This is a genomic window from Chitinophaga tropicalis (assembly GCF_009758205.1).
Taxonomy (GTDB): domain Bacteria; phylum Bacteroidota; class Bacteroidia; order Chitinophagales; family Chitinophagaceae; genus Chitinophaga; species Chitinophaga tropicalis.
Genome location: NZ_WRXN01000005.1, coordinates 406914 through 423149, shown reverse-complemented (window position 1 = coordinate 423149; position 16236 = coordinate 406914). Strand labels below are relative to the sequence as shown.

Genomic DNA, 16236 nt, shown 5'->3' with positions numbered 1-16236 from the left:
TGCCAGCATCCTCCCTTATTATAATGTGGATAATGTGCGTCGTTATTTCTACAGAATGAGCGTGAAATGATATACCTCGCTTAGTAAATCAGACTGTGCAGGATTTTTGTTATGAGAAAAGGCATTAACCCGAAAGAGCTCTTATTATGCCGCAGAAAAATATTTGGTGGAAAGAAGGGATTATTTACCAGATCTATCCCCGTAGCTTCAAAGATAGCAATGGCGATGGGATCGGCGATCTGAAAGGTATCATCTCAAAGCTGGATTACCTGGCACAACTGGGAATCGACATCGTATGGCTGAATCCCGTTTACGGATCACCCAACGACGATAACGGTTATGACATCAGCGACTATTACTCCATTATGAAAGAGTTTGGTTCCATGGAAGACTTTGACGAGTTGCTGAAAGGACTACATGACCGTAACATCCGCCTGCTGATGGACCTCGTGGTAAATCATACCAGCGATGAACATTACTGGTTCAGGGAAGCACGCACATCCCGCAACAACCCGTATTATAACTACTATCACTGGTGGCCTGCAGAAAAAGGAAAACCTCCTTTCAGGCACAGCCACTTTGATATAAGCGGCAACGCATGGACATACAACAAAGCCACAGACTCATACTACCTGCACTACTTTTCCGAAAAGATGCCCGACCTCAACTGGGAAAACGAAAAGACCCGCCAGGAGATCTATGAAATGATGCGCTTCTGGTTCAAAAAAGGCATAGACGGCTTCCGGCTGGACGCCATCTGCTACATCTCTAAAGACACCACCTGGCCTGACGTCCGGGAAGAAATAAAAGTAAAGTATGACAATGACTGGGCTAATTACTACGCCCATGGCCCGCACCTGCACGATTACCTGCGGGAAATGCACGAACAGACCCTCGACGGCTTCGATGTAACCACACTGGGAGAAGCCTCCGGCATAGATATAAACGAGGCATTACTGTTTGTAAAAGAAGACCGCAAACAGCTGCACATGTTATATCACTTTGAAGGAATGATGCTCGGGTATGAGAAAAGTGGTTATAAACGCCCTGACCCCAGGGGCATCAACCTTGTTAAACTGAAAAAGGTATACACAGCGTGGGACCAGGTATTTGAACAGGATGGATGGGGAACCATCTACCTGGGTAATCACGATCAGCCAAGAATGGTCAGCCGCTGGGGAAATGACACAGAACAGTTCAGAGATACTTCTGCAAAAATGCTCATCACCTTCCTGCTTACCATGAGAGCTACACCCATTTTCTTCCAGGGCGATGAGATCGGTATGACCAACATCCGCTTTAAGAAAATAGAAGACTACCGGGATATCGAGACCATCAACATGTACAAATACCTGCAAAGCCAGAACGAAGACCTGGAGCGTTTCCTCAAAGATCAGCAGATAAGTGCAAGAGACAACGGCAGAACACCTTTACAATGGAATGCCACACCTAATGCAGGTTTTACAGAAGGAAAGCCCTGGCTGAAAATAAATGATGATCACACTTACCTCAATGTTGAAGCCCAGGAAAAGGACGACCGCTCCGTTCTCCAGTTCTTCCGGCAACTGGTATTGCTGCGCAAACATAAGCCCTTGCTGGTATATGGTAGATATGAGCTCTTTGATGCCTATCATCCACAGGTTTATTGTTATACCCGTTCACTGGAAAATGAGAAACTGTTGATAGTCCTCAACTTTTTTGCGAAAGAAGTAGCGTATCAACTGCCCTATGAAGTAGATACGGAACCTCTGGTCAACAATCTTCTCACCTTTCAGATGGATGGTAGTATAGTGACACTGGCGCCTTATCAGGCGCTGATCTTTGGCCCGCTGCCTGCTGATGTTGCCCCGCTGAGGGAACAGGAAACAATTTTCTATAAACAATACACTGACACAAAAGAAAAAGAATCAGGTGAACCAATTCTTTAATTATTAACTCAACATACTCCTGCTTTTCCCTGCCTGTGCCCCGCATGGGCGGGAAGAGCGGAGGCCAATCCGTAAATTATGCAGCCACATTCTATAGTATATCCAGGAAGCCCTTACCCTCTGGGAGCCACATGGGACGGCAAAGGAGTGAATTTTGCCCTGTATGCAGACAATGCCACCGGCGTAGAGCTATGTCTCTTCAACACCGTAAAGGACGAAGTAGAAGTAAGCAGGATAAAGATCACTGAACGCTCTCACCAGGTATGGCATTGCTATATCCCTGGTCTGAAGCCTGGACAGCTATACGGCTACCGCGTACATGGGCCGTATGAACCGGAGAACGGACATCGCTTCAACGCAAAGAAACTGCTGATAGACCCCTATGCCAAAGCCATTGCTGGCACTATCAGCTGGAGCGATGTCTTGTTTGGTTACGAACTGGGCCATGCAGATGAAGACCTTAGCTTCAGCGATGTAGACAGCGCTGCTTTTATCCCCAAATGTGTTGTCATTGACCAGCACTTTGATTGGGAAGGGGACAAGGCGCCGAAGATACCATACAACGAATCCATCATTTACGAAACACATGTAAAAGGATTCACCATGCTGCACCCTGAAATTCCGGAAGAGATCAGGGGGACCTACGCCGGAATGGCACATCCCGTTGTCATCAGTTACTTAAAAGAATTAGGCATCACGGCTGTTGAACTGATGCCCGTACATCACTTCGTGGCCGACAGGCACCTGGTAGATAAAGGCCTCACAAACTACTGGGGCTATAACACCATCGGCTTCTTTGCACCTGATGCCCGCTATTCTTCCGGTGGTGTGCTCGGAGAACAGGTGACGGAATTCAAACAACTGGTAAAAACATTGCACAGCGCCGGAATAGAGGTCATCCTCGACGTAGTATACAACCACACAGGTGAAGGCAATCACCTGGGGCCCACCTTGTCCTTCAAAGGAATTGACAACGCTTCCTACTACCGGCTCACGGAAGACAAGCGTTATTACATGGATTATACAGGCACCGGCAACACCCTGAACGCCAACCTGCCCAACGTACTCAGGCTCATGATGGACAGCCTCCGCTACTGGGTGGAAGAAATGCATGTTGATGGTTTCCGCTTTGACCTTGCCGCCACACTGGCAAGAGAGCTGCATGAAGTGAACCGCCTCAGCGCCTTCTTCGATATCATCCACCAGGACCCCGTCATCTCACAGGTAAAGCTCATAGCCGAACCCTGGGATATCGGGGAAGGTGGCTACCAGGTAGGCAAATTCCCCCCGGGATGGGCAGAATGGAACGGGAAATACAGAGACTGCATCCGCGACTACTGGCGGGGGGCAGACAGCATGCTGGGCGAGTTCGCCGAAAGATTCACCGGCAGCTCAGACCTCTATAAGAACGACTATCGCAGCCCCACAGCAAGCATCAACTTCGTCACCGCACACGACGGATTTACCCTGTATGACCTCGTGTCGTATAACGACAAACACAACGAGGCCAACCAGGACAATAACGAAGACGGCGACGAAAATAACCGCTCCTGGAACTGTGGCGCAGAAGGCACCACCACAGACCAGGCAGTACTGGCCCTGCGTAAAAAACAACAACGGAATTTCTTTACCACATTGTTATTATCACAGGGAGTACCCATGATACTGGCGGGCGACGAAGCCGGACGCACCCAGCAAGGCAACAACAACTGCTACTGCCAGGATAACGAACTTTCATGGACAGACTGGAAAAACACAGATAAAGACCTGCTGGAATTCACCCGCCGGCTCATACAGTTACGGAAGGAGCATCCCGCATTCTGCCGCCGCCGCTGGTTCCAGGGACAACCCATCAAAGGCACCGGAACAGAAGATATTGCCTGGTTCCTGCCCGATGGTTCTGAAATGAACGATGAACACTGGAGCCATGACTTCGCAAAATCCATGGCCATTTTCCTCAACGGAAAAGGATTACATGCCAGCGGACCTAAAGGAGAACTGATAGTGGACGATAATTTCTATGTCATTTTTAACGCACATTTCGAACCGCTTGACTTTAAACTGCCACCGGAAAAATACAGCACAGACTGGGTAAAGATCCTGGATACAGCGCATGAACAGCCCACAGACAGGAAAGAGACTTATCAGAACGGTCAGCAGATAAAAGTAGACGCACGCTCAGTAGTACTGCTACAACACAAACTGCTGCATTAACTGAAATACATATATTCACGTTCATTGCCAGGCAACAATATCATCTTTTCATGATGTAACCCTATTTTCTGCAACAGGGCAATAGAATGCTTATTCTCTTCTGTAGTAATAGCCACAATACGCGGCAGCTGTAAAGTATGGCGCCCATAGTCCATAACAGCTGCCGTAGCTTCATAGGCATAACCCTGCCCCTCATAATCAGGATGAAGCGCAAACCCCACATCCACATCATCCAGACCATCCCTTTTAATAAGCCCTGACATGCCGATAGATTTATTCCCCTCTTTCAGCGCAACAAGATATAACCCAAAGCCATACCTGTCATAACTGGCAATAGGGCCATTTACCAGGTAATTACGGGCATCATCCAGTGAGCGCACTTTCCTGTCGCCTATAAAAGTAAGCCAGGTGGGAGAGTTTAAGAGTTGCAATATGAACGGGGCATCGTCCAGGGTAAAGTATCGTACATACAGGCGGGCCGTTTCAGCAATAAGCATACTTTAAATTTATGTGTATTAAATTTAGCGAAAAAAAGATGGTGAAATATACCACGTCCATACTGAAATTTGACCATCAGCAGGGAGAAAAGTCAGGATGGACGTACATTGTGGTGCCTGAAGATGTGGCCCGGGAGCTGAAGCCGGGCAACAGGCAGGTCTTCCGCGTAAAAGGAAAGCTGGATAAATATGCTGTCTCCGCTGTGGCATTACTGCCTATGGGCGATGGTTCCTTTATCCTGCCATTGAACGCAGACATCCGCAAAGGGATAGCCAAAAGAGTAGGAGCCATGCTGGATGTACAGCTGGCGGTGGATAACAATCCCAACCCGGTCACCTCCCCTGAATTTATGGAATGCCTGCAGGACGATCCGGAGGCCCTGGCCTTCTTCAACAGCCTCACCAAAGGGCATCAGAACTACTTCCTGAAATGGATAGAAAGCGCTAAGACAGAACCAACCAAAGCAAAACGTATAGCCCAGTCCATAACAGGCCTCGCCCGTAAGATGGATTATGGAGCCATGATCAGATCGAACAAGGGAAAGTAATTGTACCTTCGCAGTTATCAAAACAGAAAGAGCACATGTATAAAGTAGGTGAATACAACCTTTTGCGGGTAAAGAAAGAGAGTGATTTCGGATTGTTCCTCGACGGGGGCGATCAGGAAATACTGATGCCCAAACGGTTCGTACCGGCAGGCGCCAAAAAAGGGGATGAACTGAGAGTATTCATCTACCATGATTCCGAGAACAGGCTCACAGCCACCAACCAGGAACCATACGGCATAGTAGGAGATATCGTGAACCTGAAAGCCACAGGCGCTACCGAACAGGGAGCATTTCTTGACTGGGGACTGATGAAAGATCTCTTCGTACCAGCCTCCAAACAGCTCACCCGCATGCACCCCGGCCAGGATTACCTCGTAAAGATCTACCTGGATGAGCTCACCGGCAGGGTAGCAGCCACAGAAAAAATAGACCAGTACCTGAGCAACGAAGACCTGACAGTCAAAGAACTGGACGTGGTAGACCTTATCATATACCGCAGAACAGAAATAGGATTTGTAGTGATCATCAACCAGAAACATACCGGCGTACTCCACTACAGCGAAGTATTCGGCACACTGGACATAGGAGATAAGCTCAAAGGCTTTATCAAATCCATCAAAGGAGATAAAATTGACGTGGTAGCAGGAGCGCCCGGATATAACCGCGTTGAGAATGAAGCCGAAAAGATCCTGCGCCTCCTCAAAGAAAACAATGGATACCTGCCCTATCATGATAAATCAGATCCTGAAGAGATCTATTCTTTCTTCAGCATGAGCAAGAAGACATTTAAAATGACCACAGGCAGCCTTTATAAACAACGTAAGATCATATTCACACAAACCGGTATTAAACTGGTGGATGAAGAATAACTGGCTCCACAGGAATGCAGGATAGTCTACAAAATGAAAAAGAACTCTGGCGCCGCACAGCGGCAGGTGATGAAATGGCCTTTACCCGGCTGTTTTATCACTATAACCGTGTGATCTACCCCTTTGTCCTGAAAAAGGTAAGGTCAGAAAGCATCGCCGAAGAGATCATCCAGGATACTTTCATGCGGCTCTGGGCCGGCAGGGAAACCATCGCCGGTATGGAATCGCCGGATGGATACCTCTACCGCATTGCCGCCAACAGGACCCTGGATTACCTGCGGAAACTGTCCCGGGAACAACATTTCCTCGACCGCTACACAGGGCCGGCAGAAAGCCCTGAAAACCTGGAAGACAATATTTATTACAATGAAACGCGTAAGGCGCTGGCAGAAGCAGTAGAACAGCTGCCTGCCCAGCGCCGTACCATTTACCTCCTCAGACAGGAAGGGCTTAGTTACCTCGAAATAGCCGAAAAATTACAGCTATCCCCCAATACCGTGCGCAACCAACTGGTCAGCGCTATGCAATCCATCCGTACATTTATTCAAGAAAAAGGCATTTCCATTCTGGTTTTATTCAGCCTTTGGAGAAATTTTTGAATTTTTTTTAGTTTCCGATAGTCCATTTCTCTTTTTGGGTCGTTTATATAGCAAAATACCCACCCACCATGAGTATTGAGAGGATCAGACAGCTATTTGAGAAATATGACACCGACAGCAGCTCCCCGGCTGAGGAGAAGGAATTGTTTACACTACTGGACAACTACCGGGAAGACGAAGTGCTGGACCTCCTCGTGGAAGAGATCCGCCGTACCAGGGCGGAAGCAGTGGAAGGAGAACGCTGGGAACAGGTATTACAACAGGTACTGGCCGGTAACCGGCAGGAACGCAGGCCGGTCATAAATATAAAACGCTGGCTGGCAGCAGCAGCAGTGATAGCACTACTGGGCGGAGGCGCCTTTTACCTGCTGCAAAGGAATGATAGACCAGGACCGGCAGTGGCCATAACAGGAAATGGAGACATTGCCCCCGGTACCAATAAAGCAGTGCTCACCCTGGCAGACGGAAGCACCATAACGCTGGACAGTACAAACCGTGTCCTGCCCCAGCAGGGAAACGCCAGCATCGCCAGCAGTGGTAATGGCCAACTAGCCTACACAGCCCAGGGCAACCCGGCACAGACCGTCTACAACACATTGGCCACCCCCCGGGGCGGTCAATACCAGCTCACCCTGGCAGACGGCAGCCGGGTATGGTTGAATGCCGCATCCTCCATCCGCTTCCCGGCCAGTTTTACCGGCAACATCAGGGAGGTGGAGATGACCGGAGAAGTATATTTTGAAATAAAACAACTGGCAGACATGCCCTTCAGGGTCGCCATCCCCGGAGGCGTTAAACTGGACGTACTGGGCACAGATTTTAATATCAACGCCTACCATGACGAAGCAGGTATGAAAGCTACCCTGCTCAGCGGCGCCGTAAAAGTGACGCACAACGAGGCTACCATAACATTGAAACCCGGACAGCAGGCCCTGCTAAACAAAGCACAGACGCTAAAGGTTATCAATGGAGTGGATACAGACGCAATAACAGCCTGGAAGAACGGGTTATTTAACTTTCCCAATGCCTCCCTCCAGGAAGTAATGCGTCAGCTGGAACGTTGGTATGACATTACAATAGTATATGAAGGAACTGTCCCCAACAGACAGTTTAACGGCGAAATAGAAAGAAACCTGCAATTATCACAGGTATTGAACATATTGAGAAAGTCTGACGTGAACTTTAGAGTAGAAGGAAAAACATTGATCGTAACACCATAATAGTGCACCAGTTTAAATTCTTAACCGGCCGCAGGCCAGAAAAAGGGGACAAACATTATTAAACGTTAAAAAAGTGTATTGCCAACATGTAGAAACCAACCAGAATCAGGCCCGGAAATAAGCCGGTAATGCTGCGAACATTACCGGCTATGAAAGGGCAATCTTGTAATCAGTAGCTTATTTCTTAATCGCCCAAACCAAAATTATGATTTTAACTGCGTTGTGCCAAAGCAGTATTGGCACTCTATTATCCCTGTTGAACGGGTTATGCAAGGAGGGGAGCATAACTGAAAAAGGGAATCGTATTGTTTCAGGTAAAGTGTGGAAAGTAATGAGATTGTCTGTTATTTTAATTATTGTGGGTGTACTACAGCTCAGTGCAAAGAGCTACTCCCAGACAGTGACAATGACAGGGAAAGACCTTTCTCTGAAAGAGGTCTTCACTGCCATTAAAAAACAAACCGGCTATGTATTCTTCTATGATGCCAATTTGCTCAAAGAAACACGCCCGGTTACCATCAATGTAAAAAGCGCTTCAGTAGAAGAAGTGCTGAACATCAGCATGCAGCATCAGCCGCTCAGCTACACTATCGAGAACAGGACCATCGTGATCAGCCGTAAAAAACTACCTGTCAATACACAGGTAGAAGCAGCGCCGGATCCTGTCCTCATCAACGGTAAAGTACTGGACGATAAAGGAACACCATTACCAGGTGTGTCCGTGCGCATCAAAGGCACCAATAAAGGAACATCTACCAACTCAAAAGGAGAATTCAGCATCAGCGTTCCCGATAAAAACGCCGTACTGCAATTCACCTATGTCGGCTTCCAGACAGTAGAATCCGTTGTTGGCAAGATCCCCGACAATCCTACCCTGGTTATGCAGCAGGCAAGCGGCAGGCTGGATGAAACAGTGGTAATAGGATATGGTACCACCAGCAAACGCTTCAGCACAGGCGCTGTCAGCAAAGTAGGAGCAGAGGTGTTTGACGAACAGCCGGTATCCAGCCCCCTGTTGGCATTACAGGGCCGCGTAGCCGGTTTGCAGATCAACTCTACCAGCGGCAGACCTGGCGCCAACATCAACGTCACCATCCGCGGCCGTAACTCCATCGGCGCCGGTACAGACCCTCTCTATATCGTAGACGGAGTACCATTCCTGTCTACTCCATTAAACCAGTTTGAAGCCATCGGTAACCCTCCCGTAGGTAACCAAAGCCCGCTGAACAGCATCAACCCTGACGATATCGAAAGCATCTCCGTATTGAAAGATGCCGATGCAAGCGCCATCTACGGTTCAAGAGGCGCTAACGGCGTGATCCTGATCACTACCAAAAAAGGAAAGAACGCAGACGGTAAGGTAAGACTGAATGCCAACGTCTACAGCGGTATAGGAAAAGTAGCTAAAAAGCTGGACCTGATGAACACTTCAGAATACCTGGCTATACGCAAAGAAGCATTCGCTAACGACGGATTAACTCCCACCAGCAGCAACGCGCCTGACCTGACCCTGTGGAGCCAGACACAGCAAACCGACTGGCAGAAACTGCTCATCGGTAATACCGCAAAATTCACCAACGCCGAAATAGGCCTGAGCGGCGGCAATGCACAGAACAGGTTCTCACTCAGCAGCAGCTACCGTAAAGAAACAACAGTGTATATAGGAGACGCAAATGATGTAAGAATATCCCTGCATACAGGATATGACTACACATCCTCCAACAATAAATTCAGCATTTCACTCACCAACGATTTCACTAATGATGTGAACAAAACCTATAGTGGCGATTTTACTACTGCTATCTTCTCTGCACCTAACCTGGCGCCTTACGATTCTCTGGGTAAACTGAACTGGCAGGGACTCAATAATAGTAATCCCAATCCTTTATATCAGCTGTACAAACCGTACACTACAAAATCTGATAACCTGATCAGCAACGGCGTATTACGTTATACCGTCATCCCTAACCTGAACATAAAGGTGAACCTGGGATATAACCAGAATACGATGGACCAGTTGGCGCAAACTTACAGAGGGGCCTATGCACCTAATTCTACTTCTCTGCCCAATGCTTCTTTCGGCGCTACCAAAAGAAAGAGCTACATCGTAGAACCGCAGGCAGATTACTCAATTAAGCTGGGCGATGGTCAACTACAGGCCCTGGCAGGCGCCACCTATCAGAAACGTCTTACCACATCCAGCTATATCTACGCCTACAACTACGCCACAGAAGCGCTCCTCGGATCGCTCAGGGGCGCCGGGGCATACAGCGTTTATACTGACGGAACAGTCGATTATCGCTACGTATCCCTGTTCGGCAGGTTGAATTATAACTATAAAGGCAAATACGTGCTGAATGCAAGTATGCGCCGCGACGGCTCCTCCCGCTTCGGCCCTGGCAAACGCTATGGTAACTTCGGCGCTGTAGGCGCCAGCTGGCTCATAAGCCAGGAAGGCTTCATGCAGGACGTTCACTTTGTAAGCTTCGCAAAACTGAGAGGTAGCTACGGTGTCGTAGGTAACGACCAGATCAGCGACTACGCCTACTACGAAAAATGGTCTGCCACAGCTTATTCCTACCAGGGAGTTACATCCCTCTTCCCTTCCAACGTTGGTAACCCCGACTACGGATGGGAACGCGTAAACAAACTGGACCTGGCACTGGAACTGGGCCTGCTGAAAGACAGGATCTTCTTCAACGTTGACTATTACAGGAACAGAACAGGCAACCAGCTGGTAGGATACCCCCTGCCCGCCATGACAGGCTTCACATTTGTTCAGCGCAACCTGCCTGCCGTAGTAGAAAATAAAGGCTGGGAATTTGAACTGAATACCGTAAACATAAGAAGCAAAAAAGTAAAATGGAGCACCTCATTTAACCTGACAGTTCCAAAGAACAGGCTGGTGAAATACCCGGGCCTGGCCGCTTCAGGATATTCCACTACTTACGCAATAGGACAACCACTCTCTGTTGTCAAAGCATACCAGTTCACCGGTGTAGATGCAACAACAGGAGCGCCTGTATTTAAAGACCAGGATGGTAACGGCACGGTGGATTATGTTAACGACAGGGTAGTAGCCGGCAATACCGATCCTAAGTTCTACGGCGGTTTCGGTAACACCGTAAACTACGGTAACTGGCAGCTCACAGTATTCCTGCAGTTCGCTAAACAGGAAGGTTATAACTATGTGAATAACATGTATACTCCTATCGGTGGCAGGATCAACTTTGACAGGGAAGTGCTGGACCGCTGGAAAGCACAGGGCGATGTGAAAAGTGTACCTAAAGCAACAACATTATCAGGCAGCTGGTTTAACTACATAGCCAGCACAGCTAACTGGGATGACGCATCTTACATGCGCCTGAAGAATGTATACCTGTCCTACCATCTTCCTGCCAAACTGTTATCCAGGCTGAAGCTGCAACAATTACAGGTATACCTGCAGGGACAGAACCTGCTCACCGTTACCAGCTACAAAGGGCTTGACCCGGAAACACGCGGCGTCTTCCTGCCCCCTTTAAGAATGTACACAGCAGGTATCCAACTGTCACTTTAAAACGAAGCCACAATGAGTAAAACATATCACAATATAAAAGGATGGTTACTGTCCTCTCTCATACTGACAACTGTAACACTTGTAAACAGCGGATGTGACAAGCTGCTGGATGCAGCGCCACCCAACGATGCCATTCCGGTAAGCGAGATCTTCACAAACGATAACACCGCATTATCTGCCGTATCAGGTATCTATGCAAATATGATCCTGGGCGCCGATCCATTCTATCTCACCAACGGAGGTATCACAGTAACAGGTGGATTATGCTCCGACGAATTTTATGATTTCAGCCAGACATTTAATGACTATGCCATCAACCAGATTGCATACAGCAACTACGGTCCCGTATACTATCACTGGGCTAATACCTATTCCTCCATCTATGCCATCAACTCTGCTATCATCGGCCTGGAAGGTTCCTCACTGGTATCTGCAGCGCTGAAACAGCAACTGCTGGGGGAAGCTTACTTCCTCCGTGCATACTGCTACTTCTACCTGACCAACATCTACGGTAAAGTACCATTGATACTTAACAATGACTACGCAGCCAACGCTGAGAAAGGCCGTGACTCAGTATCCGCTGTATACAGCCAGGTCATATCCGACCTGCAGAAGGCAGAATCCCTGCTTACAGCAACCTATCCAAGCGCAGAACAGGTACGTGCCAACAAATACGTTGCCTCCGCACTCCTGGCCAGGGTATACCTGTACAATAAACAATGGGCGCTTGCAGAAACAAAAGCATCAGAAGTATTACAGGGACCTTACACATTGGTGCCGGACGTTACCAAAGTATTCCTGAAAGCCAATACAGAAGCCATCTGGCAGCTGAAGTCCGTTGCTACCTCGTTCCTCAACGCCTGGGATGCCCGCTGGTTCATACCCGGTTCAACACCTGCATATGTCATCAACAGCGGACTGCTCAACGCCTTCGAAACGAACGACAAAAGAAAGACTGCCTGGATCGGCAACATTACTTACCAGGGACAGGTATATTCTTATCCCTACAAGTATAAGATCAACACCAACGGTGGTACTGCCGCAGAATACAACACCGTATTACGTCTTTCCGAACAATACCTCATCCGCGCTGAAGCAAGGGCTCAGCAGAATGAGCTGAACGGAGCCATCCAGGATGTAGACAGCATCCGCAACAGGGCTGGCCTGGAACTCATTGCCAACACCAACGCAGGCATAACACAAAATGCACTGCTGGATGCCATTGCACATGAAAGAAGGGTAGAACTGTTTGCAGAATACGGTCACCGCTGGTTTGACCTGATCCGCACAGGCAAGGCAGACGAAGTACTGGGTGCACTGAAACCCACCTGGAAACCAACAGCTAAATTATGGCCGGTTCCGCAAAGAGAAAGAGCGGTAAATACCAACCTGTCACAGAACGATGGTTACGAATAAACCTCATAAATAAGATCGTTAAACAGAACACCATGAAGTTATTACCCATTCTATTTTTATTACCCACTGTATGCACTGCATTTGATGGCCCCGGTAAAGGATATACCATCAAAGGCAACATCGCCGGCATGCAGTCAGGTACAGCCTACCTGAGCCACACATGGAAGGAAAAGGAGATCACCGATTCCGTAGCTGTAGTGAACGGCGCCTTTACCTTTAAAGGAGTAACGCCTGAACCGCTCATCTACACATTAAAGCTCTCCGGCAATAAACAGGCTGCCAGCTTTTTTGTGGAAAACCTGCCAATGACGGTAACGGCCGATAAAGATTCTTTGTTCAAAGCAAAAGTGACCGGCTCCAGGGAACAGGATATCTTCAAAGAATTTTACAACGTAAGATGGAAGATAGTTACCGAAACAGCCGGTGGCATCTACCGCAGGATAGACTCTGTCACTGAAAAAGGAAAAGTGAAGATGGACGAGCCGACAAGGAAAGCATTCGACAAAGAATGGGCCTTCGTCGAAAAACTAAATGACAGCGTAATTACTGAATATGTAAAAACTTATCCTGATGCCATTGCATCTGCCGTAGTGGTGCATGACAGGTATATTGCCTACCCTTATCCTGACAGGGCAGAAGCATTATGGCCTGTTTTCACTAAAAAGGTACAGCAATCCTTTTATGGTAAACAAATAAAGGCAGCAGTGGAGCTGGCGGCTAAAACCGCTATCGGCAAAACGGCCCCTGAATTTGCCATGGCAGATAGTACCGGTAAAATGATAAAACTCTCCAATTTCCGTGGCAAATATGTGCTGGTAGACTTCTGGGCCAGCTGGTGCGGCCCCTGCCGTAAAGAGAACCCCAACGTGGTAAAAGCCTACCAGGCTTATCACGACAAAGGATTCGAGATCATTGGCGTATCGCTTGACAGTAAAAAAGAAGCATGGCTGAAAGCTATCGCTGCGGATGGGCTCACCTGGACACATGTATCCGACCTCAAAGGCTGGCAGAACACCGCCGCTGCTGCCTACGGAGTGAAAAGCGTACCGGCCAGCTTCCTGCTGGATAAAGACGGGAAGATTGTCGGGAAAGGATTGAGAGGAGAGGAGCTACATAAGAAACTGGAGTCGTTATTAAATTAAAATGGAAGGGGGCGCTAAGCCCCCTTTTTTATTCCCTCAGCTCAAAAAAAATATTTTTCCCTCACCCAACCCTTTTCCCCCCTCTGAGGGTATTACCATTGATAGTGTCTCATAATTAACTAATATTGACGAATGAGAAATATATTTTTAGCTGTATTACTCACATTTACAGTTTCCTGTAGCACCAGCCGCCTGGCCGTACCCGACCAGTTCAGCAGCCAGGCTACCTTTTACCCGGTTAAAGGAGCAAAGGTCTGGAGCATCAACCAGCACCTCCGCTTCGGAAACTATACCACCTCCCGCATAAAAAGAGGCTGGAACCTCAGCTCCAGCATCCGCTATAATAATCTCTGGACTTCTCCGCAGGAGGTGTTATTGAATATATTCGATATAGAAACGACGAAAGAACGGAATAACGAAAAAGGACGGTTCAGGTACACGCTCAAAAATGAGCATGCCAGCGCTGAAATATTTGGTACTGAAGTGCTTAATAGCCGGAACATGGTGTTTAACAGCAGCGGCCTCTGGAAGTGGATGGGAGAAACCTCCCTGCTCACTGACTATAAATACGCTTTCACCGCCGCTATTATCCCCGCAGATACCGGCAAAATGGGATTATGGTCTCTGTTGATGATCAACAAATATGATATCACTAAAGATACCGCACGCCGCTTTTTCGACAAGCCTTATGTAGAGGAAGAGGGCTACGCCACCAACGGGAAAGACACTATCAGGATAAGACCATTGAACCTCAGTACAGTGGTCAACAGGAACGGGAAGGTATCCAATACACTATTTAAAACAAAGATACTGTCCGGCTATGAGCTCAGCACTGCTGACGGCGTGATAGGGATCATTGATACGATGGATAAGTCCCTCTGGATCTACAACCACCAGGAAGAACACATGAAATTCATCATTTCAGCCATGGGAACGGCAATCCTGTTAAAACAGATCGAAGAACCTGAAGCCAGGACCACTATTTAATAACACTTGCAAAGCCAGGAGCAGGACATATCATTACTGATTGAAGGTTGCCTTGCCAATAACCGTAAGGCCCAGGAACAGCTGTACCGGCAGTTCTACGGCTTTGCCATGTCCATTGCTTTGCGTTACGCCCGGAATGAAGCAGATGCGGCAGATATTATGAGCCTTGCATTTGTAAAGGCCTTTAAAAGCCTCCATACTTACGATCCGCAGAAAGGCTCATTTTACGCCTGGCTCAAACGCATTGTTGCCAACGAAGGCATAGATCATATTAAAAGCCTGGGTAAATTTAATCCCATCGAAATAGAAGAAGTAGCCGATCCGCATATTGACAACAATGCTATCGACAGGCTGCAGGCAGAAGATATCATGACCATCATCAAAAAATTACCTCCCGCCACTCACGCGGTTTTCATACTATATGTCATGGAGGGGCATACACACAAAGAAATAGCAGTAAAACTAAACATCAGCGAAGGTACAAGTAAATGGCACCTGAGCGAAGCAAGAAAGATCCTTAAACAAACATTACAGTTACACACTGGATGAATAAAAGAGAAACATATGAAATCATTATCGCCCGCAAGCTGGAACAGCTATCTGTGCCCGCTATGGAAGATGCTATCTGGAACCGGATAAGCACACAGCTGGACATTGAAATGCCCGAAAACCCACAACCTGAAGATCCACAACCCGAGCCTCCGCAAACTAAGCCTCCACGCCCTGAAGATCTGTTCAGACTTAACAACACAATACTGAAGATTGCTTCACTCTCTATCTCTGCCATAGCAGTTATCGCAATCATTATTTATCTTTCCCTGAAATACAACACCAGCACACCACAGCCGGCTGTTCCACCTGTTAAGGTCCCGGCTCCTGTCATCCAGCCTGTACAACCCCCGCTGCCTGCCGATTCTCCTTTGGCTCCCCCCAGGATAACGCCTGAACACCGTGAGCCCGTTATCACAAAACCGGATACAATATCTGTTCAGAAGCCGGTTTTACTCCCCCCTGTAGCGCCAGACAGTATAGCGGCCGACTCGCCTTTTATCATATATACGCCACCCGTAAAGATTTTAAAACCAGATACTGTCCCCGGCCGGAAAAAGCCTGCAGGGGTAAAAGGAATAAATGATGATGATTACAGGATTGCACCCAGGAAGCATTAATAGTGTATCAGCTTAAATTAGTAGTCATCCTCACTCAGAACTTTTTATCAACATTTCATGCTATAAGGTACAGGTTGTCATACGCTAT

General features: G+C 47.9%; 13 protein-coding genes. 12 read left to right on the top strand and 1 reads right to left on the bottom strand.

The features are described 5' to 3' along the window. Nucleotides 1-146: 146 nt before the first annotated feature. On the top strand, nucleotides 147-1928 hold the full coding sequence (locus GO493_RS14195) for a glycoside hydrolase family 13 protein (RefSeq protein WP_157306863.1): 1782 nt from the start codon (nucleotides 147-149) through the stop codon (nucleotides 1926-1928). A 78-nt stretch (nucleotides 1929-2006) separates the two neighbouring features. Next, nucleotides 2007-4142 (top strand): glycogen debranching protein GlgX, encoded by a 2136-nt coding sequence (glgX, locus tag GO493_RS14190; protein ID WP_157306862.1) that lies wholly within the window; start codon nucleotides 2007-2009, stop codon nucleotides 4140-4142. Here glgX and GO493_RS14185 read toward each other — a convergent pair. Beyond that, the gene (locus GO493_RS14185) at nucleotides 4139-4639 is read right to left on the bottom strand and encodes a GNAT family N-acetyltransferase (RefSeq protein ID WP_157306861.1); all 501 of its coding nucleotides are present in this window, start codon (nucleotides 4637-4639) and stop codon (nucleotides 4139-4141) included. The genes glgX and GO493_RS14185 overlap by 4 nt on opposite strands. 11 nt (nucleotides 4640-4650) lie before the next feature. Here GO493_RS14185 and GO493_RS14180 point away from each other — a divergent pair, with 11 nt between their 5' ends. The 10 genes from GO493_RS14180 to GO493_RS14135 all read left to right on the top strand — a co-directional run bounded on the left by GO493_RS14180 (nucleotide 4651) and on the right by GO493_RS14135 (nucleotide 16148). Then, on the top strand, nucleotides 4651-5187 hold the full coding sequence (locus GO493_RS14180) for a YdeI/OmpD-associated family protein (RefSeq protein WP_232538843.1): 537 nt from the start codon (nucleotides 4651-4653) through the stop codon (nucleotides 5185-5187). 35 nt (nucleotides 5188-5222) lie between these two features. After that, the gene (locus GO493_RS14175; protein ID WP_157306860.1) at nucleotides 5223-6056 is read left to right on the top strand and encodes a CvfB family protein; all 834 of its coding nucleotides are present in this window, start codon (nucleotides 5223-5225) and stop codon (nucleotides 6054-6056) included. Between the two features lie 14 nt (nucleotides 6057-6070). After that, a complete protein-coding gene (locus GO493_RS14170; protein ID WP_157306859.1) occupies nucleotides 6071-6655 on the top strand; it encodes an RNA polymerase sigma factor in 585 nt (194 codons plus the stop codon). A 68-nt stretch (nucleotides 6656-6723) separates the two neighbouring features. Continuing rightward, nucleotides 6724-7875, top strand: coding sequence for a FecR domain-containing protein (locus tag GO493_RS14165; protein ID WP_157306858.1), 1152 nt, complete (start codon nucleotides 6724-6726; stop codon nucleotides 7873-7875). Between the two features lie 358 nt (nucleotides 7876-8233). Next, nucleotides 8234-11434 carry a SusC/RagA family TonB-linked outer membrane protein gene (locus GO493_RS14160; protein ID WP_317165428.1) on the top strand — a complete coding sequence of 1067 codons (3201 nt, stop codon included), beginning with the start codon at nucleotides 8234-8236 and terminating at the stop codon, nucleotides 11432-11434. A gap of 12 nt (nucleotides 11435-11446) precedes the next feature. Continuing rightward, a complete protein-coding gene (locus tag GO493_RS14155) occupies nucleotides 11447-12850 on the top strand; it encodes a RagB/SusD family nutrient uptake outer membrane protein (RefSeq protein ID WP_157306856.1) in 1404 nt (467 codons plus the stop codon). A 32-nt stretch (nucleotides 12851-12882) separates the two neighbouring features. Continuing rightward, entirely contained in the window at nucleotides 12883-13992 is a 1110-nt protein-coding gene (locus tag GO493_RS14150; RefSeq protein WP_232538842.1) for a TlpA disulfide reductase family protein, read from the top strand. Between the two features lie 132 nt (nucleotides 13993-14124). Then, nucleotides 14125-14979: a hypothetical protein gene (locus GO493_RS14145; protein ID WP_157306854.1), complete on the top strand. Its 855-nt coding sequence runs from the start codon at nucleotides 14125-14127 to the stop codon at nucleotides 14977-14979. A 6-nt stretch (nucleotides 14980-14985) separates the two neighbouring features. Further along, complete coding sequence (locus tag GO493_RS14140; RefSeq protein ID WP_157306853.1) at nucleotides 14986-15528, top strand: RNA polymerase sigma factor; 543 nt, start codon at nucleotides 14986-14988, stop codon at nucleotides 15526-15528. Then, nucleotides 15525-16148 carry a hypothetical protein gene (locus tag GO493_RS14135; protein WP_157306852.1) on the top strand — a complete coding sequence of 208 codons (624 nt, stop codon included), beginning with the start codon at nucleotides 15525-15527 and terminating at the stop codon, nucleotides 16146-16148. The genes GO493_RS14140 and GO493_RS14135 overlap by 4 nt, the downstream gene beginning before the upstream one ends. Nucleotides 16149-16236: the final 88 nt, after the last annotated feature.